Here is a 25,974-nt window from a genome sequence, read left to right on the forward strand (position 1 = left end):
ATCTCATTAACAAACGATCCTGCTATGAGCTTCTCCCAATTTGGTGAAAAATTTACGCGTCACTCCGGTATTTCCCGCTTAATGGAAGATATGGGTGAAGGCCTGCGCACGCCCGGTGCGATTATGCTGGGCGGCGGTAATCCGGCGCAGATTCCGGCAATGGATGACTATTTTCAGCAGCTTTTGCAGCAGATGCACAACGACGGCAAGCTGGCGGAAGCCCTGTGCAATTATGACGGTCCACGCGGCAAAGCCACGCTGCTCGATGCGCTGGCTGCCCTGCTGCGCGATCACCTCGGCTGGGATATTTCATCGCAGAATATCGCCCTGACCAACGGCAGCCAGAGCGCCTTTTTCTATCTGTTTAATCTTTACGCCGGTCGCTGCGCCGACGGCAGCAAAAAGCGCGTGCTGTTTCCGCTGGCACCGGAATATCTCGGCTATGCCGATGCCGGGCTTGATGAGTCGCTGTTTGTTTCTGCTCGCCCCAATATTGAACTGCTGCCGGAAGGCCAGTTTAAATATCACGTCGACTTTGAACATCTGCACATTGGCGAAGAGACCGGCCTGATTTGTGTCTCGCGGCCGACTAATCCCACCGGCAACGTGATCACCGATGAGGAGCTGCTTAAGCTCGACGTCCTCGCACAACAGCACAACATTCCGCTGCTGATCGATAACGCCTACGGCGTACCGTTTCCCGGCATTATCTTCAGCGACGTTCGCCCGCTGTGGAACCCTAATATCATTTTGTGCATGAGCCTGTCGAAGCTCGGCCTGCCGGGCGCACGTTGCGGCATCATAATCGCCGATGAGAAGGTAATTAACGCCATCAGCAATATGAACGGCATTATCAGCCTGGCGCCCGGCAGTATTGGCCCGGCCATCGCCTGCGAAATGATTAAACGCGGCGATCTGCTGCGGCTGTCGGAAGACGTCATCAAACCTTTTTATCAGCAGCGCGTTGAGCAGACTATCACCGTCATTCGCCGCTATTTATCGACCGATCGCTGCCTGATACACAAACCGGAAGGGGCGATTTTCCTCTGGCTATGGTTCCCGGATCTGCCGATCACCACGGAAATGCTCTACCAGCGCTTAAAGGCGCGCGGCGTGCTGATGGTGCCCGGCCACTTCTTCTTTCCGGGCCTGGAACATGACTGGCCGCACACCCATCAATGCATGCGCATGAACTATGTGCCGGAAGCGGAAAAAATTGAGCGTGGTATCCAGATTCTGGCCGAGGAACTGGATAAAGCCTTTAGCGGCGAATAAGCACGGACAGCAGGCATTTAACGTCGGCTGCCACTTCTGGCGCCGATTGTCTGTAACACAGCGCGTTTCCCAACCTGCTGCCTCTCAGCGGGTTTTTCGTGTCGTTGGCTGGCGCAGGAGCTTAGTAAAGCGATCGGCGTGAGCATCCGTTAACCCGGATGATCGTCACTACCGCGCTCGCCCTGAATACGCGCCGCTGGCGTTTTACCGGGATTCATCGATAAAAGAATGCGGCTGGCCATCGTCCGGCGTTACGTGACGGCTTGCCATGTTGATCGTCTGTATCAGGGAGGTTTATGTCAGTCAGAGATATGCTGTTAGCGCTATGCGTGGTGGTCGCCTGGGGCGTGAACTTTGTGGTGATCAAGCTCGGTTTACAGGGCATGCCGCCTTTTTTACTCGCCGGTCTGCGCTTCACGCTGGTTGCCTTTCCCGCCATTTTCTTTGTGCGCCGACCACAGGTGCCGCTGCGCTGGTTGATGCTGTATGGCCTGACCATCAGTTTTGGTCAGTTCGCTCTGCTGTTTCTGGCCATCAAGCTCGGTATGCCGGCAGGTCTGGCGTCGCTGGTGTTGCAGGCGCAGGCGTTCTTCACCATTGGCCTGGGCGCGTTGCTGTTGGCCGAAAAGCTGCGCTGGAATCATGTGGCGGGCATGCTGATCGCGACGCTGGGCATCTTTCTGCTGGCAACCTCGGGCATGCAGGGACAAACCACCGCGGGCGTGACGCTGACCACCATGATGATGACGCTGGCGGCGGCGCTGTCATGGGGATTCGGCAATATCACCAATAAGATCATCATGCGTAATCGCTCGGTGCCGGTGCTGTCGCTGGTGACCTGGAGTGCGCTGGTGCCGATAGCGCCCTTTTTTCTCTGCTCATGGCTGTTTGAAGGCCGCGAGGCGATCACCACCAGCCTGCTGCATATCTCGCTGACCACGGTGCTGGCGCTGATCTACCTGGCGTTTGTTGCCACCATTCTTGGCTATGGCATCTGGGGAAATCTGCTCAGCCGTTATGAAACCTGGCGCGTGGCGCCGCTGTCGTTGCTGGTGCCGGTGGTAGGCATTATCAGCGCCGCAGTGGTATTGGGTGAGCGGCTGTCGTTACAGCAGATGGCAGGCGCAGCGGTAGTGATTGCAGGCCTGCTGGTGAATATTTTTGGCGGACTGCTGTTAACCGCGCGCCTAAGCCGGTCGCCATAACCCGGTGAAGAGACGATAAAAAAACGCCGCTTTTCAGCGGCGTTTTTCTTAGTTGAGGATTTCAATGCGGCGCGGTTTGCGCTCTTCCGGCACCAGACGCTCAAGGTCGATGTACAGCAGACCGTTTTCGAGGCGGGCGTCACGCACAACAACGTGCTCAGCCAGCTGGAATTTGCGCTCGAAGTTACGCTCTGCAATGCCCTGATAGAGGTATTTACGCTCGGTTTGCTCTTCAGCATGGGCACCACGCACAATCAGCAGATTGTCATGAGCGGTGATATCCAGTTCGCTCTGGGCGAAGCCAGCAACGGCGATGGTGATGCGATATTTATTCTCATCGACCAGCTCGACGTTGTAAGGAGGATAGCCACCGTTGCTCTGGTTTTGGCCAGATTCGATCAGGTTAATCAGGCGATCGAAACCAATAGCGGAGCGGTACAGTGGGGAAAGGTCAAAGTTACGCATGGAAATACTCCTGAATTCAGCAAGTGTTAGGTGTTCGCCCTCCTTTAAGGACAGGCGTGACATCCGGTCGGCGACCCTTTCGGCGTTCGCTTTTGTGACCGTAACAAGAAAATGGGGATTTCACTGCGGCTTTCAAGGGGAAAAACAGCAATTTTTTTAACCAAAAACCAGTGATTGTCATACACTCAGAGGACAATTCGCCATACAACGGCTGCAGTCACCACAGAGTGATCGGATGGTTTCCGACCCGCAGGCGATAACACTCGGGCCGTTAGCAACGGACTGTAGGGATGATGAAAATGAACATGATGAAAAAATACCGTATGGCCGGTTTACTGGCCTGCTGCACGCTGGCCAGCACCGGCTGTTCCAGCGTGATGTCGCATACCGGTGCCAGCCAGGGTTACTATCCCGGCACGCGTGCCAGTGCGGATTTGATTGCCGATGATGGCACCAGTTGGGCCATTAAGCCGCTGGCTATCGTCGATCTGCCTTTCTCTGCGGTGATGGATACGCTGCTGTTGCCGTGGGATTACTTCCGTTCGGACGACGATAAAAGCCTCGACTCACCGCGTGCTCGCGTGCTGCAAAGCGAAAAGCTGGCGCATACCCAGGAAAATCTTGCCCAGGCCGCGCCCATGCCGGTTAGTCAGTCGTCACTGTAAAAATTTGCCGATAGCCTGCCACGTCACGCATGTAGGCAATCTGGCTACCATCGGGTGAAAACACCACCGCATCGCCGCATGGCGCCGTTGTCGTCCGCGGCGTCAAACGATCAATTTTCCCGTTCGCTCTTTGCCACAGCATCACGCTGTTATCGGCAATAAACGCCACCGCCGTGCCATCGGGCCGCCAGCTAAATGCCGACTGAATGCCGCCGCTGAGCTGTGTGCGCTGATGTGGCTCGCCGCCGTTGGGCGACACCGTCCACAGCTGCGGCTGCTGCCGTTCATCGGCCAGCAAAAAGGCGATACGACTGCCGTCCGGCGTGGCACGCAACCAGTGCCTTGGCTGCTGCGCCAGCCCGTGAGTAAACGTTAATCGCCGCTGCTGTATGTCTCGCGGCGGCGCAGGCAATCTCTCTGCCGTCCCTTCCAGTGGCGCTTCGCCGGGCTGTTTACAGGCTTCTGGGTCATCGGGCAAATCGACAATAAACACCTCCGGGACTTTTTCGCCACTGGCGGAAACCGTATCGCCAATGAAGGCGATCGCCCAACGCTGCCAGCTGCCATCCGGCTTTTTATAGCCGTTATCGCCTACCCAACACTCTTCATACGCGCGATTGATCTCATCGCTACCTGGCCGTGGCGCGACCTGCGTTTGGCTGATCAGCACGCAGAAATGGCTGCCATCATGCTCACGCGGATGCGCTTTCAGCGGGCAAACCGGGCCGATGGGCAGCGCGACGCCAACGTTGCGCAGATCGTCACGCCGATCGCGCTCGTGCATCACATGATCGTTATAAGTAAAGCTCAGCCGCGATCCATCCGGGCTGAAAACGTGGACGTGCGAGCCGCCACGCAGCGCGCCCGGCGTAAACGGCGGCGTGATATCGCAGGCATCAAGGTTGGTTGCCTGGCCATTCTCCACAATCACGCCACGCCGGTGATGCAGGTCATATTGCCACTGCGCGTCAGGGTGTTCCGGCCCATGAATAAACGCATAGCGCGGCGGCAGATCGGGGCTGACGGTGACCACGCCAACGTGCGCGCCATCCTGCGCCTGATAGATTACCGCCGTCTCACCGCTGCGAACGTTGACCTGCTCAATCGTCAGGCCGGTAAAAGAGGCGCCGGAAGGCCGCACGTCAAAGGCCAGCCATTCGCTGTCGGCGGTCCAGACGTTGATGTTGGTAAGCTGATGATTACGTGCAGCAAAAGTGATTTGTTTTTCAGTCATCTGGCAACCTTAATTGAAAGCGTTGCCAGTCAACTTACGCGAAAGCGCTGAGGGGTGCCAGCGCAGGCCGCGTTATGGCGCAAGGCGCTATTTATGCCAGCACGAATTTCTCAATCGCGTGGGCGACGCCATCTTCCATATTGGTTTTGGTAACAAACTGCGCGATCGCCTTAACCGAGTCGATAGCATTACCCATCGCCACGCCCGTACCGGCATATTCCAGCATCGCCAGATCGTTCTCCTGATCGCCAATCGCCATCACTTCATCCCGCGACAGGTTGAGCTGCTCAGCCAGCACGCGCACGCCTTCGCCTTTATTAACCCGTTTGTTCAGGATTTCAAGGTAGTACGGCGCGCTTTTCAGGATGGTGTAATTGGCGGTGGCCTGCTGCGGCAGACGTTTAATCGCTGCATCCAGTACCGCAGGCGAATCGATCATCATTACCTTGGGAAAGGTTAAGCCGCGGTCCATCTCTTCCACGCTGCGGTAGCGCAGCGGGATGCCGGTCAGGCTCGCTTCATGAATGGTGTATTCACTGATGTCTTTGTTAGCGGTATACAGCGAGGCTTTATCCAGCACCTGGAAATGCACACCCAGCTCACGCGCCAGCTGCTCAAAATAGAGATAGTCATCAAAGGTGAGCGTGACTTCAGCGATGCATTCACCATCGGTGGCACGGTGCACCAGCGCGCCGTTATTGCTGATGCAGTACTGGCCTTCACGTTGCAGATCCAGCTCCATCAGATAGCGCTGAATCCCCACCAGCGGGCGGCCGGTGGTGAGGACGATGTGCACGCCCTGCTCAATCGCGCGGGCAATCGCCTCTTTTACCGCAGGAGTAATAAGATGCTGCGGATTGAGCAGCGTGCCGTCCATATCAATTGCAATAAGCTTGATCGCCATAACATCCTCGTTAACGTCGGTATTTGTCTCAATGCTAGCGCGATTCAGCTCACATTGCCTGGAGAGTTTGGGCATGCCCCTGGATTCAGACAATGCGCAAGGTGCGCGCCGCCCATAAAAAAGGCGACCACAATGGGTCGCCTTTTTACTGCATCAAGCCAATCAGATATCGATGTTAGCGGCTTTCAGTGCGTTCTCTTCGATGAAGGCACGGCGCGGTTCAACCGCATCGCCCATCAGCGTGGTAAACAGCTGATCGGCCGCGATGGCGTCTTTCACCGTGACGCGCAGCATGCGACGGCTGTCCGGATCCATCGTGGTTTCCCACAGCTGCTCAGGGTTCATCTCGCCCAGCCCTTTATAGCGCTGTACCGACAGACCGCGACGCGACTCTTTCACCAGCCACTCCAGCGCCTGCTCAAAGCTGGTCACCGGCTGACGGCGCTCACCACGCTCAATGAAGGCATCTTCTTCGATCAGGCCGCGCAGTTTCACGCCAAGGGCGCAAATCTTGCGGTATTCGCCGCCGAGGATGAATTCATTGTCCAGCACATAATCGGTATCAACACCGTGGGTGCGAACGCGCAGAACCGGCTCAAAGGTATTGTGCTCACGGTTTTCACGCATCTGCGCCATATAGGTGCTGCCGTGCGACTCTTTCTCGTTCAGGTAGTTCACCAGCGCGGTATTCCATTCGGTGACTTCCTGTTCGTTCTCCAGACTGGCCAGCGTCGGATGGTAGATCAGCGCGTTCAGCAACGCCACCGGGAAACGGCGCTCCATGCGTTTGATCATTTTCTTCGTGCTGTTGAAATCTGCAACCAGCGTTTCCAGCTGCTCGCCGTTCAATGCCGGTGCGCTGGCGTTGGTGTGCAGCGTGGCGCCGTCCATCGCGATGGCGATTTGATACTGATCCATCGCCTCATCATCTTTGATGTACTGCTCCTGCTTGCCTTTTTTCACCTTGTAGAGCGGTGGCTGCGCGATATAAACATGGCCGCGCTCAATGATTTCCGGCATCTGACGATAGAAGAAGGTCAACAGCAGCGTACGGATGTGCGAACCGTCGACGTCGGCATCGGTCATGATGATGATGCTGTGATAACGCAGCTTGTCCGGGTTGTACTCATCGCGGCCAATGCCGCAGCCCAGCGCGGTGATCAGCGTGGCAACTTCCTGCGAAGCGAGCATCTTATCGAAGCGCGCTTTCTCGACGTTGAGGATTTTACCCTTCAGCGGCAGAATCGCCTGATTCTTACGGTTACGGCCTTGCTTCGCTGAACCGCCTGCGGAGTCACCCTCCACCAGGTAGATTTCAGACATTGCCGGATCGCGCTCCTGACAGTCCGCCAGCTTGCCCGGCAGGCCAGCCAGATCCAGCGCGCCTTTACGACGGGTCATTTCACGGGCACGACGTGCTGCTTCACGCGCACGCGCCGCATCAATGATTTTACCCACTACGATTTTCGCATCGCCTGGGTTTTCCAGCAGGTATTCGGCCAGCAGTTCGTTCATCTGCTGCTCAACCGCGGATTTCACCTCGGAGGAGACCAGCTTATCTTTGGTCTGCGAGGAGAATTTTGGATCCGGCACTTTCACCGATACCACGGCAATCAAGCCTTCACGCGCATCGTCACCGGTAGCGCTGACCTTGGCTTTCTTGCTGTAGCCTTCTTTGTCCATGTAGGCGTTCAGCGTACGGGTCATCGCCGCACGGAAACCGGCCAGGTGCGTACCGCCGTCGCGCTGTGGAATGTTGTTGGTGAAGCAGTAAATATTTTCCTGAAAACCGTCGTTCCACTGCAGCGCCACTTCCACGCCAATGCCATCTTTCTCGGTAGAGAAATAGAAGGCGTTCGGGTGAATTGGGGTTTTGTTTTTGTTCAGGTATTCCACAAAGGCTTTGATACCGCCTTCGTAATGGAAATGGTCGCTCTTGCCGTCGCGCTTATCTTCCAGGCGAATAGACACGCCGGAGTTCAGGAACGACAGCTCGCGCAGGCGCTTGGCCAGAATGTCATATTCAAAATCAAGCACGTTGGTAAAGGTGTTGTGGCTGGCCCAGAAACGCACGCGCGTACCGGTGGTATCAGTTTCACCGGTGACCGCCAGCGGTGCCTGTGGCACGCCATGCACGTAAACCTGGTGATGAACCTTGCCATCACGACGAATGGTTAATTCCAGCTTCTCAGACAGGGCATTTACCACCGATACGCCCACGCCATGCAGACCACCGGAAACTTTGTAGGAGTTGTCATCAAACTTGCCGCCGGCATGCAGCACGGTCATGATCACTTCCGCCGCAGAAACACCCTCTTCTTCGTGAATACCGGTTGGAATTCCGCGACCATCATCCTGTACCGATACGGAATTATCAGCATGAATGGTGACCTGAATTTCACTACAGTGTCCGGCGAGTGCTTCGTCGATGGCGTTATCCACAACCTCGAATACCATATGGTGCAGACCGGTGCCGTCATCGGTATCACCGATGTACATGCCCGGGCGTTTGCGTACCGCATCAAGCCCTTTCAGGACTTTGATACTGGAGGAGTCATAAGAATTCGACATCAACGTTTCTCGCTCATTTCATCTTCAGGTTGAACCGCTATTTTACCCTGTTCTACGCGGAACATCTTGCCCTTTTCGTCAGTCATATCGATGACGTGTTCAGCGCCAATGGCACTGACAAAAACTTGGGCTTGAGTGGCTTTCAGACGGTCCGCTAACAGGCGGCGACGGCTGTCGTCCAGTTCCGAGGCAAAATCATCGATCAGATAGAGACAGCGCCTGCCATTCTGGCGGGTGAGAAACTCACCCTGAGCCAGACGAAGGGCGCACATCAGGAGTTTTAGCTGGCCGCGTGACAGCAGATCTTCCACCGGCGTGCCGTCGGCACGGATGCGAAAGTCCGCTTTATGCGGGCCGCTGGCGGTATAGGTCAGCGCACGATCGCGCTCAAAGTTACGCTCCAGCAGTTCGGCGTAATCGCTCTCTTTGTCCCAGCCGCGCTGGAACGAAAAGGTCAGCTGGAATTCGGGTAAAAACTGGGCGCAGGTCGCGGTGATATCGGCGGCGATAGCGTCGCTGTATTCCGCGCGCCAGCGGCTGATTTCCATCGCCAGCGGCACCAGTTCCTGATCCCACGCGCGAATCTGCTGATAGCGACTCACCTGACGCAGCGCGGCGTTGCGCTGTTTCATCAGGCGGCGCAGATTGCTCCAGGCAAGAAAGAAGCCCGGCGCATTGTGAAAACAGCCCCAGTCGATATAGGCGCGGCGATATTTTGGCCCACCATTCAGCAGGGTGAAACCTTCCGGCGTGATCAGCTGCATCGGCAGCATTTGCGCCAGCTCGGCGACTTTATGCCCGTCGCTGCCGTCGATACGCACCTTGCTGTCACCAGCACGGTTTTTCGACAGGCCCACCGACATTTCCCGCTCGTTGCCTTCAATACGGCCATGCAACACGAACGCATCCTGCTCGTGGCGAATCACCCGGCCCGCCTGCAGGCTGCGAAACGCGCGGCCATGGCCCAGCGTATAGATCGCTTCGAGCACGCTGGTTTTGCCGCTGCCATTTGCGCCAATCAGGAAGTTAAATCCCGGCGCCAGCGCCAGATCGGCATTTTCAATGTTGCGGAAGTCTTTAATAAGCAGGCGGGTTAAAGCCATGAATTAATCCAAAAAAAGCGGGACAGGAGAACTGCTTCGCCTGATAAGAATATGGGGTCGCAAGCCGCACTAAACAAGGATAAAACGCGACTTTTTCAATCGTTTCGCGCGGCGTTTATCGCCAGAAAACCGGAGCAGCAACGGCACGACAAAAAACAGTATCTGTTCCAAAATTACTCGCCGTTAACCACCTAAATCCAGGACGTTAACGGCGCAGCCAGTTTGACGACGGCCAGTGCACAGCAAGCGGCACTAAATAAAACAACGCGCCTTTCCGACAAACTATTCGCCATTAACCACCTAAATCCAGGGCGTTAGCGGCGCAGTCAGTTTGGCGACGGCCAGCGCACAGCAAGCGGAGCGTACTGAAGTACGTGAGCATTGCGCGCACTGCCCGGCGTCAAACTGGCCAGTAAGTTAGCCCGCTGTGATCACCTCAAAGTCGCATTGGCATAACGACATATGCCGCCGACTGACTCGCTGCATCTTCAATCTGCACGCTGGACACTGAATCGGTGAGCAGCAGACGCACGTTTTCGCACTTCAGCGTATTCAGCACGTCGAGCACGTAGCTGACGTTGAAGCCAATCTCCAGCTCACTGCCGCCGTAAGTCACGTCGAGAATCTCTTCCGCTTCTTCCTGCTCCGGGTTGTTTGCCGTAATACGCAGCTGATTTTCGCTGATGTAGAGGCGAACGCCGCGGAACTTCTCATTCGACAGAATCGCAGCGCGGGCAAAAGCCTGTTTCAGCAAATCGCAACCGGCATCCAGCGTTTTATCCGGATTTTTCGGCAATACGCGGCGATAATCAGGGAAGCGGCCATCAACCAGCTTGGACGTGAAGATAAAATCGCCGACGTGCGCACGAATGTTGCTGCTGCCAATCTGAACCTGCAGCGGCGTGTCGCCACCGTCAAGCAGGCGCAACAGCTCAATCACCCCTTTGCGCGGCACGATCACTGAGTGGTTCGGCAATGCCTGACCCACCGGCATTGAGCAGACCGCCAGACGATGGCCATCAGTAGCTACCGTCCGCAACTCTTCACCTTCGGTTTCAAACAGCATACCGTTGAGATAATAACGAACATCCTGATGCGCCATTGAGAACTGGGTCGCTTCGATTAACCGTTTCATCGTCGCCTGCGGCAAGGTAAATTCCACCTCGCTCTGCCAGTCGTCAAGATTCGGGAAATCGCTGGCCGGCAGCGTGGAGAGCGAGAAGCGGCTGCGGCCAGAGCGCACCAGCATCCGTTCGCCTTCCAGCACGACGCTGATCTCCGCGCCTTCCGGCAGCCCGCGACAGATGTCGAGGAACTTACGTGCGGGCACGGTGGTGGCGCCTGGCTCATGAGGCTGGCTTAACGCCACGCGCGCCACCATCTCCATTTCCAAATCGGTGCCGGTCAGCAACAGCGTGCCTTCATTAACCTGCAGCAGCAGGTTACCGAGAATAGGCAGCGTAGGACGACCGCCTAACGGGCCGCTAACTTGTTGCAATGGTTTGAGTAATTGCTCACGTTCTACAGTAAATTTCATAGCGTCAGGAAGATAGGGTTCTGATTAAATTGGAAAAATCTTCTTTGATATCGTGACTTTCTTCACGTAACTGCTCGATCTTCCGGCAGGCGTGCAGCACGGTCGTATGATCGCGGCCACCAAACGCATCGCCAATTTCTGGCAGGCTGTGGTTGGTTAACTCTTTGGCCATGGCCATGGCCATTTGACGCGGCCGCGCTACCGAGCGCGAACGGCGCTTGGACAGCAAATCGGCCACTTTAATTTTGTAATATTCCGCCACCGTCTTTTGAATGTTATCGATGGTGACCAGCTTTTCCTGCAGCGCCAGTAGATCGCGCAGCGCTTCGCGCACGAAATCGATGGTAATGGCGCGGCCGGTAAAGTTAGCGTTGGCGATCACGCGGTTCAACGCCCCTTCCAGCTCACGGACGTTGGAACGCAGGCGCTTGGCAATAAAGAACGCCACTTCGCCAGGCAGACGAATATCGTTCTCATCCGCCTTTTTCATCAGGATCGCCACGCGGGTTTCCAGCTCTGGCGGCTCAATCGCCACGGTCAGTCCCCAGCCAAAACGCGATTTCAGGCGATCTTCCACGCCGTTAATCTCTTTTGGATAGCGATCTGACGTTAGGATGATCTGCTGATTGCCTTCGAGCAGCGCATTAAAGGTGTGAAAAAACTCCTCCTGCGAGCGCTCTTTATTAGCAAAGAACTGAATATCATCGATCAGCAACGCATCAACCGAACGGTAGTAGCGTTTGAATTCTTCAATCGCGTTGTTCTGCAGCGCCTTTACCATATCCTGCACAAAACGCTCGGAGTGCATGTAAACCACTTTAGCATTTGGCTTACGCGCCATGATGCCGTTGCCTACCGCATGCAGCAGGTGGGTTTTACCGAGACCGGTGCCGCCATAAAGGAAAAGCGGGTTATAAGCGCCGCCGGGATTATCTGCCACCTGACGTGCCGCCGCGCGCGCCAGTTGGTTAGATTTACCCTCAACGAAGTTATCAAAGTTGTGTCGCGTATTAACGTTAGAGCGGTAAGAAGGCTCCGCAGGTGCCGGCACGTTGTCCCAGCTTGGACGCGCAATGGGCGACGGACGATTCGGTGCCAGCGTCGGTGCCGAGATGGTCGCGTTGGCGCTGGCCAGCGTTGGCTGAGTGAGCGTCTGCGTTACCGGCTTGCTGCCTACTTCAAAACGCAATAAAGGTGTATCCGAGCCGCAAAAGTCATTCAGCAGCCCGTTGATATTATTTAGGTATTTATCCCGAACCCAGTCGAGTACAAACCGATTTGGTGCGTACAGGGCCAGCGTATTGCCGTTGAGCTCAGCCTGCAGAGGTCTTATCCACATACTGAATTCGGTGGCAGGTAGCTCATCCTGCAAACGGGCAAGACACTGTTGCCAAAGCGTAAGTGACACGGCGGACTCCACTCGAACAAAATCGATAAGAAAAAAGGCGCTGAAACGAATTCATCATTGTTGACGCAGAGGCGAAGACACGCATGCGACCGCTATCTGCGGTGGTTCCTTTGACAATCGCTTTCAGGATCGTCAGCGGAAGCGGCGGATCATAACGCAAAGTGCCGCAGAGATCTTCACTTTCTACACAGATTTGATCCATTTTATCCACAGGCGTTCAACCGGGCTAAGTTTACGCCAGCTTGTACAAAACGCACCCAGGCGGGCACCGAAAACCGTGATTTTTTTCCCAGGATATCCACTGCTCTGACCACAGGCATAAATGAAATGATCGCCAGAAGATCCGGTACGATCCTTGCGCTTTTATGCGCAGCCCGTATAATTCTCCCCCCAGCGTAATCGCTACTCGCCCGATTGGGCCGATTCGGGACCGAGCGGTGCCGTTTTATGCGAAGTAAATTGACTCCGGACTGTACAATTATTACAATCCCGCCTCTTTATTATTGAGGCGTCGGTCGGTTTTCTGACCTGAAACGCGTCACCAAGTGAAATTTTTCAAGTTTAGGTAGAAATCGCCATGAAACGCACTTTTCAACCGTCCGTACTGAAGCGTAACCGTTCACACGGTTTCCGTGCTCGTATGGCAACCAAAAATGGTCGTCAGGTTCTGGCACGTCGTCGTGCTAAAGGCCGCTCTCGTCTGACCGTTTCTAAGTAATAAAGCTAACCCTCGTGGTTAAGCTCGCATTTCCCAGGGAGTTACGTTTGTTAACTCCCACTCATTTCACTTTCGTCTTCCAGCAGCCACAACGGGCTGGCACGCCGCAAATTACTATACTCGGCCGCCTTAATTCGCTGGGGCATCCCCGCATCGGTCTCACAGTCGCCAAAAAGCATGTCAAACGCGCGCATGAGCGTAACCGGATCAAGCGATTGACCCGCGAAAGCTTTCGCCTGCGTCAACACGAGCTTCCGGCAATGGACTTTGTGATCGTGGCGAAGAAGGGAATTGCCGACCTCGATAATAGTGCGCTAGTGGAAGCGTTGGAGAAACTATGGCGTCGTCACTGTCGCCTGGCTCGCGGCTCCTGATCGCACTGATTCGCGTCTATCAACGCGTTATCAGTCCGCTGCTTGGACCCCACTGTCGGTTCAATCCCACCTGTTCACAGTATGGGATTGAGGCATTACGCAGGTTTGGGGTTATAAAAGGCAGTTGGTTGACAATGAAACGCGTATTAAAATGCCACCCCTTAAACCCGGGTGGCGACGATCCTGTGCCGCCAAAAACCTTTGATACCAGAGAACATTAACGATGGATTCGCAACGCAATCTTTTTCTCATCGCTTTTCTGTTCGTGTCTTTCATGATCTGGCAAGCCTGGCAGACGGACCACGCTCCGCAGCCGCAGCAAACCCAGACCACGCAAAACACAACAGTAGCCGGTGATGCCGCAAGCCAGGGTGTTCCTGCCAGCGGCCAGGGCAAAACGATCACCGTTAAGACCGATGTCCTGTCCCTGCACATTAATACTCGCGGTGGCGATGTTGAGCAGGCTCAGTTGCTGACCTATCCGGATAAGCTCGGTTCAACGCAGCCATTCCAGCTGCTGGAAACCAAGCCGGGCTTCATTTATCAGGCGCAAAGTGGCCTGACCGGTCGTAACGGTCCAGACAATCCAAACAACGGTGCGCGTCCGCTGTACACCACCACGCAGGATAATTTCGAGCTGGCTGATGGCCAGAGCGAACTGCGTATTCCAATGGTGTTTACAGCAGAGAACGGCGCGGTGTTCACAAAAACCTTCGTAGTGAAACGTGGCGAATATGCCGTTAACGTTGACTACCAGGTGAATAACACCACGCAGCAGCCGCTGGAAGTCTCAATGTTCGGCCAGTTGAAGCAGACCATGACGCTGCCAAAACATCGCGACACGGGCAGCAACAACTTTGCGCTGCACACGTTCCGCGGTGCGGCTTTCTCAACCAGCGAAGAGAAGTACGAGAAATATAAGTTCGACACCATCGCTGATAACGAGAACCTGAGCACCACCACCAGCAACGGCTGGGTCGCTATGCTGCAGCAATATTTTGCTACCGCATGGGTCCCGCGCACCGCTGGCATGAACTCGCTCTATACCACCAATCTCGGCAATGATATTGCTGCGGTAGGTTATAAGTCTGCGCCGGTCACCATCGCCGCGGGCAGTCAGCAATCGCTGGCCGCCACGCTGTGGGTTGGCCCGGAAATTCAGGATCGTATGGCTGCCGTTGCGCCGCATCTCGATCTGACGGTGGATTACGGTTGGTTGTGGTTTATCTCGCAGCCGCTGTTCAAACTGCTGAAGTTCCTGCACAGCTTTATCGGTAACTGGGGCTTCTCGATTATCGTTATCACCTTTATCGTTCGTGGCATCATGTACCCGCTGACCAAAGCGCAGTACACCTCCATGGCGAAAATGCGCATGCTGCAGCCGAAGATTCAGGCGATGCGTGAGCGCATGGGTGATGATAAGCAGCGTATGAGCCAGGAAATGATGGCGATGTACAAGGCGGAGAAGGTTAACCCGCTGGGTGGCTGTCTGCCGCTGGTTATTCAGATGCCAATCTTCCTTGCCCTTTACTACATGCTGATGGGCTCGGTCGAGCTGCGCCATGCGCCGTTCGCCCTGTGGATCCATGACCTTTCTGCGCAGGACCCGTACTACATCCTGCCGATCCTGATGGGCGTGACGATGTTCTTCATTCAGAAGATGTCGCCAACCACCGTCACCGATCCTATGCAGCAGAAGATCATGACCTTTATGCCGGTGATCTTTACCGTGTTCTTCCTGTGGTTCCCGTCAGGTCTGGTGCTGTACTACATCGTCAGTAACCTGGTGACCATCATCCAGCAGCAGCTGATCTATCGCGGCCTGGAAAAACGTGGCTTACACAGCCGCGACAAGAAGAAAGCATAACGCCGTTATTCACTGAGCCGCTGCGATGGCGATAACGCCGCAGCGGCGCAAAACGGACAGGCAGGGCGGGATAATATCTCGCCCTTTTTTCATTTTGCGGGTGCCGCTATGCGCGCCCCTATCAGGAGAGTTGCCATGAGCCACAGCGATACCATTGTTGCCCAGGCCACACCGCCAGGGCGCGGCGGCGTGGGCATCCTGCGCGTATCGGGTACGAAAGCAGCCGAGGTCGCTCAGCAGCTGCTCGGCAAGCTACCGAAGCCGCGTTACGCTGATTATCTGCCCTTCCGTGATGCCGACGGCACGCCGCTCGATCAGGGCATTGCCCTCTGGTTTCCCGGTCCCCACTCTTTCACCGGTGAAGATGTGCTGGAGCTGCAGGGCCACGGCGGCCCGGTTATTCTCGATCTGCTGCTGAAACGCATCGTCGCGCTGCCCGGCATCCGCATTGCGCAACCGGGTGAGTTTTCTGAACGCGCCTTTTTGAATGACAAACTCGATCTGGCGCAGGCAGAAGCGATTGCCGATCTGATTGATGCCAGTTCAGAGCAGGCTGCGCGCTCAGCGCTTAACTCGTTACAGGGCGCTTTTTCGGCGCGCGTGAATCATCTGGTCGAAGCCCTGACCCACCTGCGCATTTTCGTTGAGGCCGCTATCGACTTTCCGGACGAAGAGATCGACTTTCTCTCCGACGGCAAAATTGAGGCGCAGCTACAGCAGGTCATCGTCGATCTGGATAACGTCCGCAGCGAAGCGCGTCAGGGCAGCCTGCTGCGTGAAGGCATGAAGGTAGTAATTGCCGGTCGTCCGAATGCCGGTAAATCGAGCCTGCTTAATGCGCTGGCCGGTCGCGAAGCGGCAATCGTCACCGACATTGCCGGTACCACGCGCGATGTACTGCGTGAGCATATTCATATCGATGGCATGCCGCTGCATATCATCGATACCGCGGGATTACGCGACGCCAGCGATGAAGTAGAGCGCATTGGTATTGAGCGTGCCTGGCAGGAGATTGAACAGGCTGACCGCGTGTTGTTTATGGTTGACGGAACGACCACCGACGCCACCGAAGCGGCGCAAATCTGGCCTGACTTTATTGCGCGTCTGCCCGACACGCTGCCGATTACCGTGGTACGCAATAAAGCGGATATGACCGGCGAAACGCTGGGCCTGACGGAGGCCAATGGCAGCGCGCTGATTCGGCTCTCTGCTCGCACCGGCGAAGGCATCGATCTGCTGCGCGATCACCTGAAACAGAGCATGGGTTTTGCTGGCAACATGGAGGGCGGCTTCCTGGCGCGCCGACGCCATTTACAAGCGCTGGAGCTGGCGGCTACCCATCTGCAACAGGGCAAAGCGCAGCTGCTCGGCGCGTGGGCCGGAGAACTGCTGGCTGAAGAGCTACGCCTGGCGCAGCAGTGTCTGAGCGAGATCACCGGCGAATTCAGTTCTGACGATCTGCTGGGACGGATTTTCTCCAGCTTTTGCATCGGCAAATAAACCCTCTTGCCTCATTGCCAAAGGCAGCCGGTGGCTGCCTTTTTTATTGCGGTAAATCAGCCAGCCGCCGCTGTCCTTAATCTGAAACTGGCCCAGTTTCGCCCTAATCTAATAGAAAATAGTCAGAAAATTCTTACAATGGATCTGATGATTATTCGACCATTATCACGGAGTGAAAGATGGCCAGTCATTTTGTGCGTGCCACACTACCGTTATCCCTGCCCTGCGCCTTACCCACGTCGCAGGCAGTGCTCGATCACGCCAGCCGTCTGCCCGCGCGCCGGCGGGAACGCTTTCTTGCCGCAAGGGCGCTGCTGGCCGAACTGATGCTTAAGGTTTATGGCCTGACGCCGCTGCCAGAATTAACTACCTGCAAGTATGGTCGCCCTTTATTCGCTAATCGTGATCTGCCCGATTTCAGCATTGCCTATGCCGGAAACGTTATCGGCGTTTTGCTGGCGGAGGAAGGCGGCCGCGTTGGGCTGGATATGGAAATGGTGCGCGCACACAGCCGTCAAACCATTGAATATCATCAGCGGTTTATCTCCTCCAGCGAACGCACCTGGATCAACGCGCAGCCGGATCCGCTGGAAGCTTCAACGCAAATCTGGACGCTGCGACAGAGCGTGGTCAAGCTGGCGGGCGAAGGGGAGCGCGAAATGGCGGCCATCTGTTTACAGCCTGGCGCCGGACGGTTACGCGCTACCCGCTTTCCTGATGTACAGGTCATTTCCGATGTCGAACCGTCGCTGGTCTGGTCATGCGCGCTGCTCACCAACACCGATCGCCTCTGCCTGTGGGATCGCGAAGCCGATGGCAGCTGGCGAGCCCTGCGGACACTCGAGCTCAATAAGCCCAGTATCGGCTCGCATACGTTGCGTCTTACCAGCCTGCCGCAGGATCGGCCGTTACAGGCATAAAAAAACCGGAGGCACGCCCCCGGTTTCTGATTGTCATCACTCGCTTACGCTTAGTGATGATCGATAAACGCAATCTTCAGCACGAACAGCAGCGAGACAATCGGCACGCACGGTCCGATTTCACGCCAGCGGCCGGTTCCCGCCTTCATGATGCAATAGGCAATAAAGCCCAGCGCAATGCCCTCGGTAATTGAGAAGCTAAACGGCATCATCACCGCGGTGACAAACGCCGGTACCGCTTCGGTTAAATCGTCCCAGCGAACGCGCGCCAGGCTTCCGGTCATCAATACGCCAACGTAAATCAGTGCGCCTGCCGCTGCGTAAGCGGGCACCATGGAAGCCAGCGGCGACAGGAAAATGACCAGCAGAAACAGTACGCCGGTGACCACCGCCATCAAGCCGGTGCGTCCGCCAATGGCCACGCCCGATGAGCTTTCGATATAGGCGGTGACGGAAGAGGTGCCGATAAACGCGCCGCTCACCGAGCTGATGCTGTCGACATACAGCGCCTGCTGCATACGGGGAAAGGTGCCCTTTTCATCGGTCAGGCCAGCTTTGTCCGTTACGCCAATCAGCGTGCCGGAGGAGTCAAACAGGTTAACCAGCATGAACGAGAAGATCACCCCGGCCATGCTGATGTTCAGCGCACCTTTCAGATCCGCCTGGCCAATCACCGAACTCACCGGCGGCGGCGCAGAGAACACGCCGTTAAAAGTGACATCGCCCAATAGCAGGCCAATCGCGGTGGTGATCACAATCGACACCAGCACCGCCGCATGCAGATTCCGTGAAGCCAGAATAGCGATGATAAAGAAGCCGAGTGCGCCAAGCAGCACGCTGTGCGACGTCAGATTACCGATGGTCAGCAGCGTATCGGGATTGGCAACGATGATGCCAGCATTTTTCAGCCCCATCATGGCGATAAACAAGCCGATGCCCGCGGTGATGCCAACGCGCAGGCTAAGCGGAATATTGGCAATCATCCAGTAGCGCACGCGTAACAGCGTCAGGATCAGCAGGCCCACCGCGCCCCAGAAGATTGCGCCCATACCAACCTGCCATGAGTAGCCCATAGCGCCAACCACCACAAAAGCGAAAAAGGCGTTCAGCCCCATTGCCGGGGCTAGCGCGACCGGCAGATTGGCCACCAGCCCCATCATGATGCTGCCAAAGGCGGCAATCAGGCAGGTGGTGACAAACACCGCCTGGGTATCCATTCCGGCGGCACCGAGAATCTGCGGGTTAACGAAGACGATATAAACCATCGTCAGGAAAGTGGTGAAACCGGCGATCACTTCCGTACGCACGGTGGTGCCGTGCTCCTGCAGCTTGAAAACCCGCTGCAACAAACCCTGTTTACTCATGTGCAATACCCAGATGAGGAATGATTTTCGACGCGTATCCTAACGGCTTTGCCGCTGTGACACACTGATTTTTAGTCCTGGCGGGTTTGCGGGTCGCATTCTCTTGCCACCAGGTTACAGTGTTTACCCTGACTGAAAAAAGAGGCGATGTGATGACGGTAGAATGTTTGCTTTTCGATTGCGATGGCACGCTGGTGGACAGCGAGATGCTCTGCACCCAGGGTTACGTGAATACCTTTGCACAGTTTGGCATCCAGCTCTCTTTGCAGGAGATGTTTGAGAAATACAAAGGCGTGAAGCTCTATGACATCATTGCCGACGTAACCGCGCAGCATCCGATTGAGGCCTCCACCGAAACGCTGGAAAGCACCTATCGGGCTGAAGTGGCGCGCCTGTTTGATCTGCATCTGCAACCGATCAGCGGCGCAGCGGATCTGCTGGCTGCCATTCGCCTGCCGATGGGCGTGGTGTCCAACGGCACAGTAAAGAAAATGGAGCATTCGCTGGGACTTACCGGCTTGCGCCACTATTTTGGCCCCCATCTCTATAGCGGTTACGACATCGCCCGCTGGAAGCCCGATCCGGCCATCATGCACCATGCCGCACAGCAGATGCAGGTGCCGATTGAGAACTGCATTCTGATCGATGATTCTGAAGCGGGAGCCAAAGCGGGCATCGCCGCCGGCATTCCGGTGTTTTATTACTGCGCCGATGCCCACAACCCGCCGCTGGATCATCCGCTGGTGACGCGCTTTGATGATATGGCGCAGCTGCCAGGATTGTGGCAAGCCCGAGGCTGGGAGATCGTATAAGCGAGGCCGCTTATTGGTTGTGCCTTGCAGGCTGGCGTTTAGGGTCAGCGTCTTTAAGGTCAGCGTCTTTAAGGTCAGCGTCTTTAAGGTCAACGTCTTTAAGGTCAAGGGCCATTTCGTTCTGCCTGAAGGCAGCCCGCTTAAAGGCCATTTCAACGGCCAGGTCAACGGCCATTTCGTTCTGCCCTTCGGGCCGCCCGAGCAGGGGCGGCATGCGCCCCGCCCCTGCACCCCGGCTATCCGGCAAACACAACCGCCCGCCGCAGGCGGGTACCTTCGTCGGTTCACATTTCTTCACGGACCACTCGCGATTCGGAGTATTCGCCTCATCCTGAGGCTCACCCCTTCGGGGCAGCGCAAGCGCTGTTCAAAAACGCTCCCGGCGTTTTTGTCTGCTCAGCGCTCCCTTGTCCCGCCATCCATGGCGGGCCATCCTAAAATGTTTACCTCCTCAGCGGTGGTGATGCCTCCTCAAGGTCAAAACCCAAGTCAAAACCCAGGTCAAAACCCAGGTCAAAACCCAGGTCAAAACCCAGGTCAAAACCCAGGTCAAAACCCAAAAGACTAAGACAGGAATTCAAAATAAAAACCCAACCCAACCCAACCCAAAATCTAAAGCCAATGCTCAATGCTCAATGCTCAATGCTCAATGATCAGTGCCTGAAGCTTAAAAGGTCGGAACAAAGGGAGGGATTAAGTTTAGGTTTAGGTTTAGGTTTAGGTTTGGGTTTTGGGTTTTGGGTTTTGGGTTTTGGGTTTTGGGTTTTGGGTTTTGGGTTTTGGGTTTTGGGTTTTGGGTTTTGATTCTATTGGTGTCTTTATCTTTTCGCTTTTGACCTGGGTTTTGACCTTTAAGAGGCATCACAAACGCCGAGGGAAAAGTGTTTTCCAGGGTGAGCCGCAGGGATGCGGCGAAAGGGCGCGCTGAGCGGGGAGCGAATCGCGTCCGGTCCGTCAGGAAAACGCTTTTGCTGAGGGCACCCACGAAGTGGGCGGTTGTGTTTGCCGGATAGCGCGGGTGCAGGGCCGGGGCGACTGCCGGCCCTGCTCGGCCGCCTGTAAGGCGGAAGAAATGGCTTTTGACCTTGCCCTGCCCGGGCTGCCTTCAGGCAGAACGAAAGGGTCTTTGACCTTAAGACATTGACCTTAAGACATTGACCTTAAGTCATTGACTTTGAAGACCTTGACCTAAAGCCGCCTGCAAGGCAAAAAGCCGCCCGCAGCCGGTCTGCTGCTCAATCTACCCAATGGCACCCAACGCATCTTCCTGTCCCTGCTTCCTGGGCAGCAAAAATAGCGTTGCGGCGATATCAAGCAGGTAAATCAATGCCAACAACGTAATGGCGGCGGTGAAGGAGAAATGCCCGGCCAGCAGGCCAATCACCAGCGGGCCAAAACCACCAACGCCGCGGCCCAGATTAAACAACACGTTTTGCGCCGTGGCGCGGGCCTTCACCGGATAGGTGTCAGAGATGAGCGCGCCGTAGCCGCCAATCATACCGTTAACGAACATGCCCATGATCGCGCCGGTAAACAGCATCACCGTGGGATCGCGCAGCTGGGCATAGATAATCACCATTGCCACCGCGCCGAACTGGTAAATCAGGAAAATCTTCCAGCGTGCAAAACGATCGGCCAGCAGGCCAAACAGCCAGATGCCAAAGGTCATGCCCACCACCGTCACCGCGGTCCATAAACCCGATTTAGTCAGAGAAAAGCCGAAATTGCTGGAGAGATAACTTGGCATCCAGATCATGAGTCCGTAATAACCAAAGTTTTGTACCGAACAGAGAATCAGGATGCCGATGCTCGCTTTGGTCGTGGCGCGATCCTTAAACAGCAATTTCAGGCGGGCACCGAACGATAACCCCTGGCCCGGTTCCACATGGCGGCTGAATGCTTCCGGCTCGCCCATGCTGCGCCGTATAAAGAAGGAGAGAATCGCCGGGGCCAGCCCGACCAGAAACATCCCGCGCCAGCCGATAATGCCAAGCAGCGCCGGCGTGATAAACGCCGCCAGCAGCACGCCCAGTTGCCAGCCCATGCCAACCCAGGCTGAGGCACGGTTACGCTTTTCAGCAGGCCAGGCTTCAGCGATCAGCGCCATGCCGATGCCGAACTCGCCACCCAGGCCAACGCCCGCCAGTGTGCGATACGCCAGCAGATCCCAGTAACCCTGCGCCAGCGCGCACAGTCCGGTAAACACGGAAAAAATCAGGATGGTGACGGTGAGAATACGAATACGGCCATAGCGATCGCTAAGATGGCCAAAAATAATGCCGCCGATGACAGCGCCTATCAGCGTCCAGGTGACCAGCGATCCTGCCTGCGAAGGATCGAGCAGCAGTGAGGCGCTGATCGCTGGCAGCATAAAGCCGAGGATCAGCAGATCAAAGCCATCCATGGCGTAGCCACTGACGGCAGCCAGCATCGCCTTGCCTGGCGTGGCCTGTTTTTTCGGTGAGGAAGCGCGCATTGTTTTGCCCGGAAAGAGAAGAGGCCGCCAGTATAAGTTTGGCGGCCTCGACATGCCAGGCGGAATCATGCGCGGTGCAACAGGGCGTTCCCCTGCCCGCTTAGCGCTTAGGCAGGATTGCTACCGCTCTCGTCGCCAGCCAGCAGTTTATCCAGCTGGTCGCCGCCAACATGGCGGAAGTCCTGGCCTTTCACAAAATAGAAAATAATTTCGCAGATGTTCTGACAGCGATCGCCGATGCGCTCAATGGCGCGCGCGCAAAACAGCGCGGTCAGCACGCTGGGAATAGTGCGCGGATCTTCCATCATGTAGGTCATCAGCTGACGCACGATGCCTTCATATTCCTGGTCGACCTTTTTGTCTTCGCGATAGATATCGATGGCCGCGCTTAAATCCATGCGCGCAAAGGCGTCCAGCACGTCATGCAGCATCTGCACGGTGTGATATCCCAACGATTCAAGGCTAACCAGCAACGACTGATGCTGCTGGCCAAATTTCTCCAGCGCGGTGCGGCTAATTTTCTCCGCCACGTCACCAATGCGTTCCAGCTCGGAAATGGTTTTGATGATCGCCATCACCAGACGTAAATCGCTGGCGGTAGGCTGGCGCTTGGCAATAATGCGCACGCACGCCTCGTCGATCTCCACTTCCATCATGTTGACCTTCTGGTCGCCATCAATGACCCGCTGCGCCAGCTCACCATCCTGATTGTGCATGGCGGTAATCGCGTCAGTGAGCTGCTGCTCCACCATACCGCCCATGATCAAAACCTGGGTGCGGATGTGCTCCAGCTCGGCGTTGAACTGGCCGGAGATATGTTTGTTCAGATTTAAGCTATCCATTTACGTCTCCGTGGATCAGCCGTAGCGGCCAGTGATGTAATCTTCAGTCTGTTTTTGATGCGGCTTGGTAAACAGGGTGTCGGTGTCGCTGAACTCAATCAGCTCGCCCAGATACATAAAGGCGGTGTGGTCAGAGCAACGCGCCGCCTGCTGCATATTATGGGTGACGATAACCACGGTGTAATCCTGCTTCAGCTCGGTGATCAGCTCTTCGATACGGCCGGTTGAGATAGGATCCAGCGCGGAGCAGGGTTCGTCGAGCAGCAGCACTTCCGGACGAATAGCGATGCCGCGTGCAATACAGAGACGCTGCTGCTGGCCGCCGGAGAGACTGTAGCCGCTCTGATGCAGCTTGTCTTTGGTTTCATTCCACAGCGCCGCCTTGGTCAGCGCCCACTGTACGCGCTCTTCCATCTCCGCGCGTGACAACTTCTCGAACAGGCGCACGCCAAAAGCGATATTGTCAAAAATCGACATCGGGAACGGCGTCGGCTTCTGAAACACCATGCCGACGCGCGCGCGCAGCAGGGCGATGTCCTGGCTGAGGGTAAGAATATTTTCGCCATCCAGCAAAATCTCGCCTTCTGCACGCTGATCGGGATAGAGCGAAAACATCTTATTAAAGGTGCGCAGCAGCGTGGATTTGCCACAGCCGGACGGACCGATAAACGCCGTTACCTGGTTTTTGGCGATATCCAGATTGATGTTTTTCAGGGCATGGAATTTCCCGTAATAGAAGTTCAAATCGCGAACCTGAATCTTATCGGGGGTCTGATTTACCATACTCATAGCTGTTCTCTCATTACTGGCGCCGCTTTCGCCGCGCGAAAAAATTAGTGTTTACCTTTGGCGAAAACCACACGCGCCAGGATGTTCAGCAGCAGGACGCACAGCGTGATAATCAACACGCCCGCCCAGGCCAGGCTTTGCCATTCGGCAAACGGGCTCATGGCGAACTTAAAGATGGTGACCGGCAGGTTAGCCAGCGGCTGCATCATGTCGGTGCTCCAGAACTGATTCGACAGCGACGTAAACAGCAGCGGAGCGGTTTCCCCGGCGATACGCGCGATAGCCAGCAGCACGCCGGTAATGATGCCCGAGACAGAAGCTTTCAGCGTGATAGCAGAAATCATCTTCCACTTCGGCGTGCCGAGCGCGTAAGCCGCTTCACGCAGGCTGTCAGGTACCAGCTTGAGCATGTTTTCGGTGGTACGAATCACGATAGGAATCTGCAGCAGCGCCAGCGCAATCACGCCCGCCCAGCCGGAGAAGTGCTGCATGCGTGCCACCACCAGCGTGTAAACAAACAGGCCGACAACGATCGACGGCGCCGAAAGCAGGATATCGTTGATAAAACGAATCACCTCCGCCAGCCAGGATTTACGACCGTATTCCGCCAGATAGATACCCGCCATAATGCCAAGCGGCGTACCAATTACCGTTGACCAGAGGATCAACAGGCCACTGCCCGCCAGTGCGTTTGCCAGACCACCGCCCGCGGTATTCGGCGGCGGCGTGCTTTCGGTAAACAGCGCCAGCGAGAAGCCATCCACGCCTTTGGTCACCGTGGTCCACAGGATCCACACCAGCCAGAACAGACCAAACGCCATGGTCAGCATCGACAGCACCAGCGCAATTTTGTTCTTGGTGCTGCGCCAGGCCTGCATTTTACGGCGTGATGCCTGTAGCTCAGCACGACTCTGTAATTCCAGGGCGGTCATGAGCGCGCTCCTTCATTTTTAGCCAGACGCATCACCATCAGTTTGGAGATCGCCAGCACGATAAAGGTAATAACAAACAGAATCAGTCCCAGTTCCATCAGTGCGGCAACATGCACGCCCGATTCCGCTTCGGCGAATTCGTTGGCCAGCGCCGAGGTAATGCTGTTGCCGGGCATGAACAGCGACGGACTGTCGAGCTGGTAGGTGTTACCGATGATAAAGGTCACCGCCATGGTTTCGCCCAGTGCGCGACCTAAGCCAAGCATGATGCCGCCGATCACGCCGTTTTTGGTAAACGGCAGCACGATGCGCCAGATCACTTCCCAGGTGGTACAGCCAATGCCGTACGCGGACTCTTTCATCATCACCGGCGTCTGTTCAAACACATCGCGCATCACCGAGGCGATGTAAGGAATGATCATAATGGCGAGGATCACCCCGGCGGCGAGAATACCGATGCCAAATGCCGGGCCGGAAAACAGCGCGCCGATAAACGGAATGCCGGAAAGTACGTCGCCCACCGGCGTCTGAAAGTATTCGGCAAACAGCGGGGCGAAGATAAACAGCCCCCACATGCCGTAAACAATACTTGGAATGGCAGCCAGCAGCTCAATCGCCGTGCCCAGCGGACGGCGCAGCCAGCCGGGAGCCAGTTCCGTCAGGAACAGCGCAATGCCGAAACTCACCGGCACAGCAATAATGAGTGCAATCAACGAGGTGACCACCGTGCCATAAATCGGCACCAGCGCGCCAAACTGCTCGTTGGGTGCATCCCAGGTTTTATTCCACAGGAAAGAGAAGCCAAACTTCTGAATGCTCGGCCAGGAGGAGATGATCAGGGAGACGATAATGCCGCCCAACAGCAATAGCACAACCAGCGCAGCCAGTTTTACCAGCGCGCCGAACAGGATATCGCCTTGCTTGCCAGGCGCTTTGAACGTCGGCTTAGTTGCAGCCATAGAAGTCTCAATAGTCAGGATGTCATGAAGCGGCACTGCGGGCGCCGGGGGGAG

24 protein-coding genes are annotated in these 25,974 nt (G+C 56.0%); 10 read left to right on the forward strand and 14 right to left on the reverse strand.

The window, feature by feature from the left end; translation table 11 throughout:
• Positions 1-24: 24 nt before the first annotated feature.
• The gene (locus EM595_RS17020; RefSeq protein WP_067434900.1) at positions 25-1,275 is read left to right on the forward strand and encodes a valine--pyruvate transaminase; all 1,251 of its coding nucleotides are present in this window, start codon (positions 25-27) and stop codon (positions 1,273-1,275) included.
• Between the two features lie 296 nt (positions 1,276-1,571).
• Positions 1,572-2,480 carry an EamA family transporter gene (locus tag EM595_RS17025; RefSeq protein ID WP_067434903.1) on the forward strand — a complete coding sequence of 303 codons (909 nt, stop codon included), beginning with the start codon at positions 1,572-1,574 and terminating at the stop codon, positions 2,478-2,480.
• Positions 2,481-2,528: 48 nt separating this feature from the next.
• On the opposite strand, the gene ibpA is transcribed toward EM595_RS17025, so the two are convergent.
• Positions 2,529-2,945: a small heat shock chaperone IbpA gene (ibpA, locus tag EM595_RS17030; RefSeq protein ID WP_067434906.1), complete on the reverse strand. Its 417-nt coding sequence runs from the start codon at positions 2,943-2,945 to the stop codon at positions 2,529-2,531.
• A 299-nt stretch (positions 2,946-3,244) separates the two neighbouring features.
• On the opposite strand from ibpA, the gene EM595_RS17035 reads away from it, so the two are divergent.
• On the forward strand, positions 3,245-3,610 hold the full coding sequence (locus tag EM595_RS17035) for a YceK/YidQ family lipoprotein (RefSeq protein WP_067435603.1): 366 nt from the start codon (positions 3,245-3,247) through the stop codon (positions 3,608-3,610).
• On the opposite strand, the gene EM595_RS17040 is transcribed toward EM595_RS17035, so the two are convergent.
• From EM595_RS17040 to dnaA, 6 genes are all read right to left on the reverse strand, one after another.
• Positions 3,591-4,844 carry a YidR family protein gene (locus tag EM595_RS17040; protein WP_067434908.1) on the reverse strand — a complete coding sequence of 418 codons (1,254 nt, stop codon included), beginning with the start codon at positions 4,842-4,844 and terminating at the stop codon, positions 3,591-3,593. The two genes, EM595_RS17035 and EM595_RS17040, sit on opposite strands and share 20 nt — an antisense overlap.
• Positions 4,845-4,935: 91 nt before the next feature.
• Positions 4,936-5,748: a sugar-phosphatase gene (gene yidA, locus EM595_RS17045; RefSeq protein WP_067434911.1), complete on the reverse strand. Its 813-nt coding sequence runs from the start codon at positions 5,746-5,748 to the stop codon at positions 4,936-4,938.
• 162 nt (positions 5,749-5,910) lie between these two features.
• Positions 5,911-8,319: a DNA topoisomerase (ATP-hydrolyzing) subunit B gene (gyrB, locus tag EM595_RS17050; protein WP_067434914.1), complete on the reverse strand. Its 2,409-nt coding sequence runs from the start codon at positions 8,317-8,319 to the stop codon at positions 5,911-5,913.
• Positions 8,319-9,422 carry a DNA replication/repair protein RecF gene (recF, locus tag EM595_RS17055; protein WP_067434917.1) on the reverse strand — a complete coding sequence of 368 codons (1,104 nt, stop codon included), beginning with the start codon at positions 9,420-9,422 and terminating at the stop codon, positions 8,319-8,321. Before recF ends, gyrB begins: the two co-directional genes overlap by 1 nt.
• Positions 9,423-9,858: 436 nt before the next feature.
• The gene (dnaN, locus tag EM595_RS17060) at positions 9,859-10,959 is read right to left on the reverse strand and encodes a DNA polymerase III subunit beta (RefSeq protein ID WP_067434920.1); all 1,101 of its coding nucleotides are present in this window, start codon (positions 10,957-10,959) and stop codon (positions 9,859-9,861) included.
• Between the two features lie 4 nt (positions 10,960-10,963).
• On the reverse strand, positions 10,964-12,367 hold the full coding sequence (gene dnaA / locus EM595_RS17065) for a chromosomal replication initiator protein DnaA (protein WP_067434923.1): 1,404 nt from the start codon (positions 12,365-12,367) through the stop codon (positions 10,964-10,966).
• 577 nt (positions 12,368-12,944) lie between these two features.
• Here dnaA and rpmH point away from each other — a divergent pair.
• From rpmH to EM595_RS17085, 6 genes are all read left to right on the forward strand, one after another.
• Positions 12,945-13,085, forward strand: a complete 141-nt coding sequence (rpmH, locus tag EM595_RS20740) for a 50S ribosomal protein L34 (protein WP_003849659.1) — start codon at positions 12,945-12,947, stop codon at positions 13,083-13,085.
• A 14-nt stretch (positions 13,086-13,099) separates the two neighbouring features.
• Positions 13,100-13,459, forward strand: a complete 360-nt coding sequence (gene rnpA, locus EM595_RS20745; protein ID WP_071852540.1) for a ribonuclease P protein component — start codon at positions 13,100-13,102, stop codon at positions 13,457-13,459.
• Positions 13,423-13,680: a membrane protein insertion efficiency factor YidD gene (gene yidD, locus EM595_RS20750; protein WP_071852541.1), complete on the forward strand. Its 258-nt coding sequence runs from the start codon at positions 13,423-13,425 to the stop codon at positions 13,678-13,680. Before rnpA ends, yidD begins: the two co-directional genes overlap by 37 nt.
• A gap of 2 nt (positions 13,681-13,682) precedes the next feature.
• Positions 13,683-15,326: a membrane protein insertase YidC gene (yidC, locus tag EM595_RS17075; RefSeq protein ID WP_067434929.1), complete on the forward strand. Its 1,644-nt coding sequence runs from the start codon at positions 13,683-13,685 to the stop codon at positions 15,324-15,326.
• A 135-nt stretch (positions 15,327-15,461) separates the two neighbouring features.
• Complete coding sequence (gene mnmE, locus EM595_RS17080) at positions 15,462-16,826, forward strand: tRNA uridine-5-carboxymethylaminomethyl(34) synthesis GTPase MnmE (RefSeq protein WP_067434932.1); 1,365 nt, start codon at positions 15,462-15,464, stop codon at positions 16,824-16,826.
• A gap of 179 nt (positions 16,827-17,005) precedes the next feature.
• On the forward strand, positions 17,006-17,746 hold the full coding sequence (locus EM595_RS17085) for a 4'-phosphopantetheinyl transferase family protein (RefSeq protein ID WP_067434935.1): 741 nt from the start codon (positions 17,006-17,008) through the stop codon (positions 17,744-17,746).
• Positions 17,747-17,796: 50 nt separating this feature from the next.
• Here the strand turns inward: EM595_RS17085 and EM595_RS17090 are convergent, their stop codons facing one another.
• A complete protein-coding gene (locus EM595_RS17090) occupies positions 17,797-19,110 on the reverse strand; it encodes an NCS2 family permease (RefSeq protein ID WP_067434938.1) in 1,314 nt (437 codons plus the stop codon).
• Positions 19,111-19,262: 152 nt separating this feature from the next.
• Between EM595_RS17090 and yieH the strand changes: the two genes are divergently transcribed.
• Positions 19,263-19,922, forward strand: a complete 660-nt coding sequence (yieH, locus tag EM595_RS17095; RefSeq protein ID WP_067434941.1) for a 6-phosphogluconate phosphatase — start codon at positions 19,263-19,265, stop codon at positions 19,920-19,922.
• A 10-nt stretch (positions 19,923-19,932) separates the two neighbouring features.
• On the opposite strand, the gene EM595_RS17100 is transcribed toward yieH, so the two are convergent.
• The 6 genes from EM595_RS17100 to pstC all read right to left on the reverse strand — a co-directional run bounded on the left by EM595_RS17100 (position 19,933) and on the right by pstC (position 25,920).
• Positions 19,933-20,136 (reverse strand): hypothetical protein, encoded by a 204-nt coding sequence (locus EM595_RS17100; RefSeq protein WP_067434944.1) that lies wholly within the window; start codon positions 20,134-20,136, stop codon positions 19,933-19,935.
• Between the two features lie 1,026 nt (positions 20,137-21,162).
• Positions 21,163-22,398: an MFS transporter gene (locus EM595_RS17105; RefSeq protein ID WP_067434947.1), complete on the reverse strand. Its 1,236-nt coding sequence runs from the start codon at positions 22,396-22,398 to the stop codon at positions 21,163-21,165.
• Positions 22,399-22,505: 107 nt separating this feature from the next.
• Positions 22,506-23,240, reverse strand: coding sequence for a phosphate signaling complex protein PhoU (gene phoU, locus EM595_RS17110; protein ID WP_067434950.1), 735 nt, complete (start codon positions 23,238-23,240; stop codon positions 22,506-22,508).
• A 15-nt stretch (positions 23,241-23,255) separates the two neighbouring features.
• Positions 23,256-24,029: a phosphate ABC transporter ATP-binding protein PstB gene (gene pstB / locus EM595_RS17115; RefSeq protein ID WP_067434953.1), complete on the reverse strand. Its 774-nt coding sequence runs from the start codon at positions 24,027-24,029 to the stop codon at positions 23,256-23,258.
• A gap of 44 nt (positions 24,030-24,073) precedes the next feature.
• Positions 24,074-24,961: a phosphate ABC transporter permease PstA gene (pstA, locus tag EM595_RS17120; RefSeq protein WP_067434956.1), complete on the reverse strand. Its 888-nt coding sequence runs from the start codon at positions 24,959-24,961 to the stop codon at positions 24,074-24,076.
• Complete coding sequence (pstC, locus tag EM595_RS17125) at positions 24,958-25,920, reverse strand: phosphate ABC transporter permease PstC (RefSeq protein WP_067434959.1); 963 nt, start codon at positions 25,918-25,920, stop codon at positions 24,958-24,960. Before pstC ends, pstA begins: the two co-directional genes overlap by 4 nt.
• Positions 25,921-25,974: the final 54 nt, after the last annotated feature.

The sequence above is a fragment of the Duffyella gerundensis genome (assembly GCF_001517405.1).
In the GTDB taxonomy this organism is placed as follows: Bacteria; Pseudomonadota; Gammaproteobacteria; order Enterobacterales; family Enterobacteriaceae; genus Duffyella; species Duffyella gerundensis.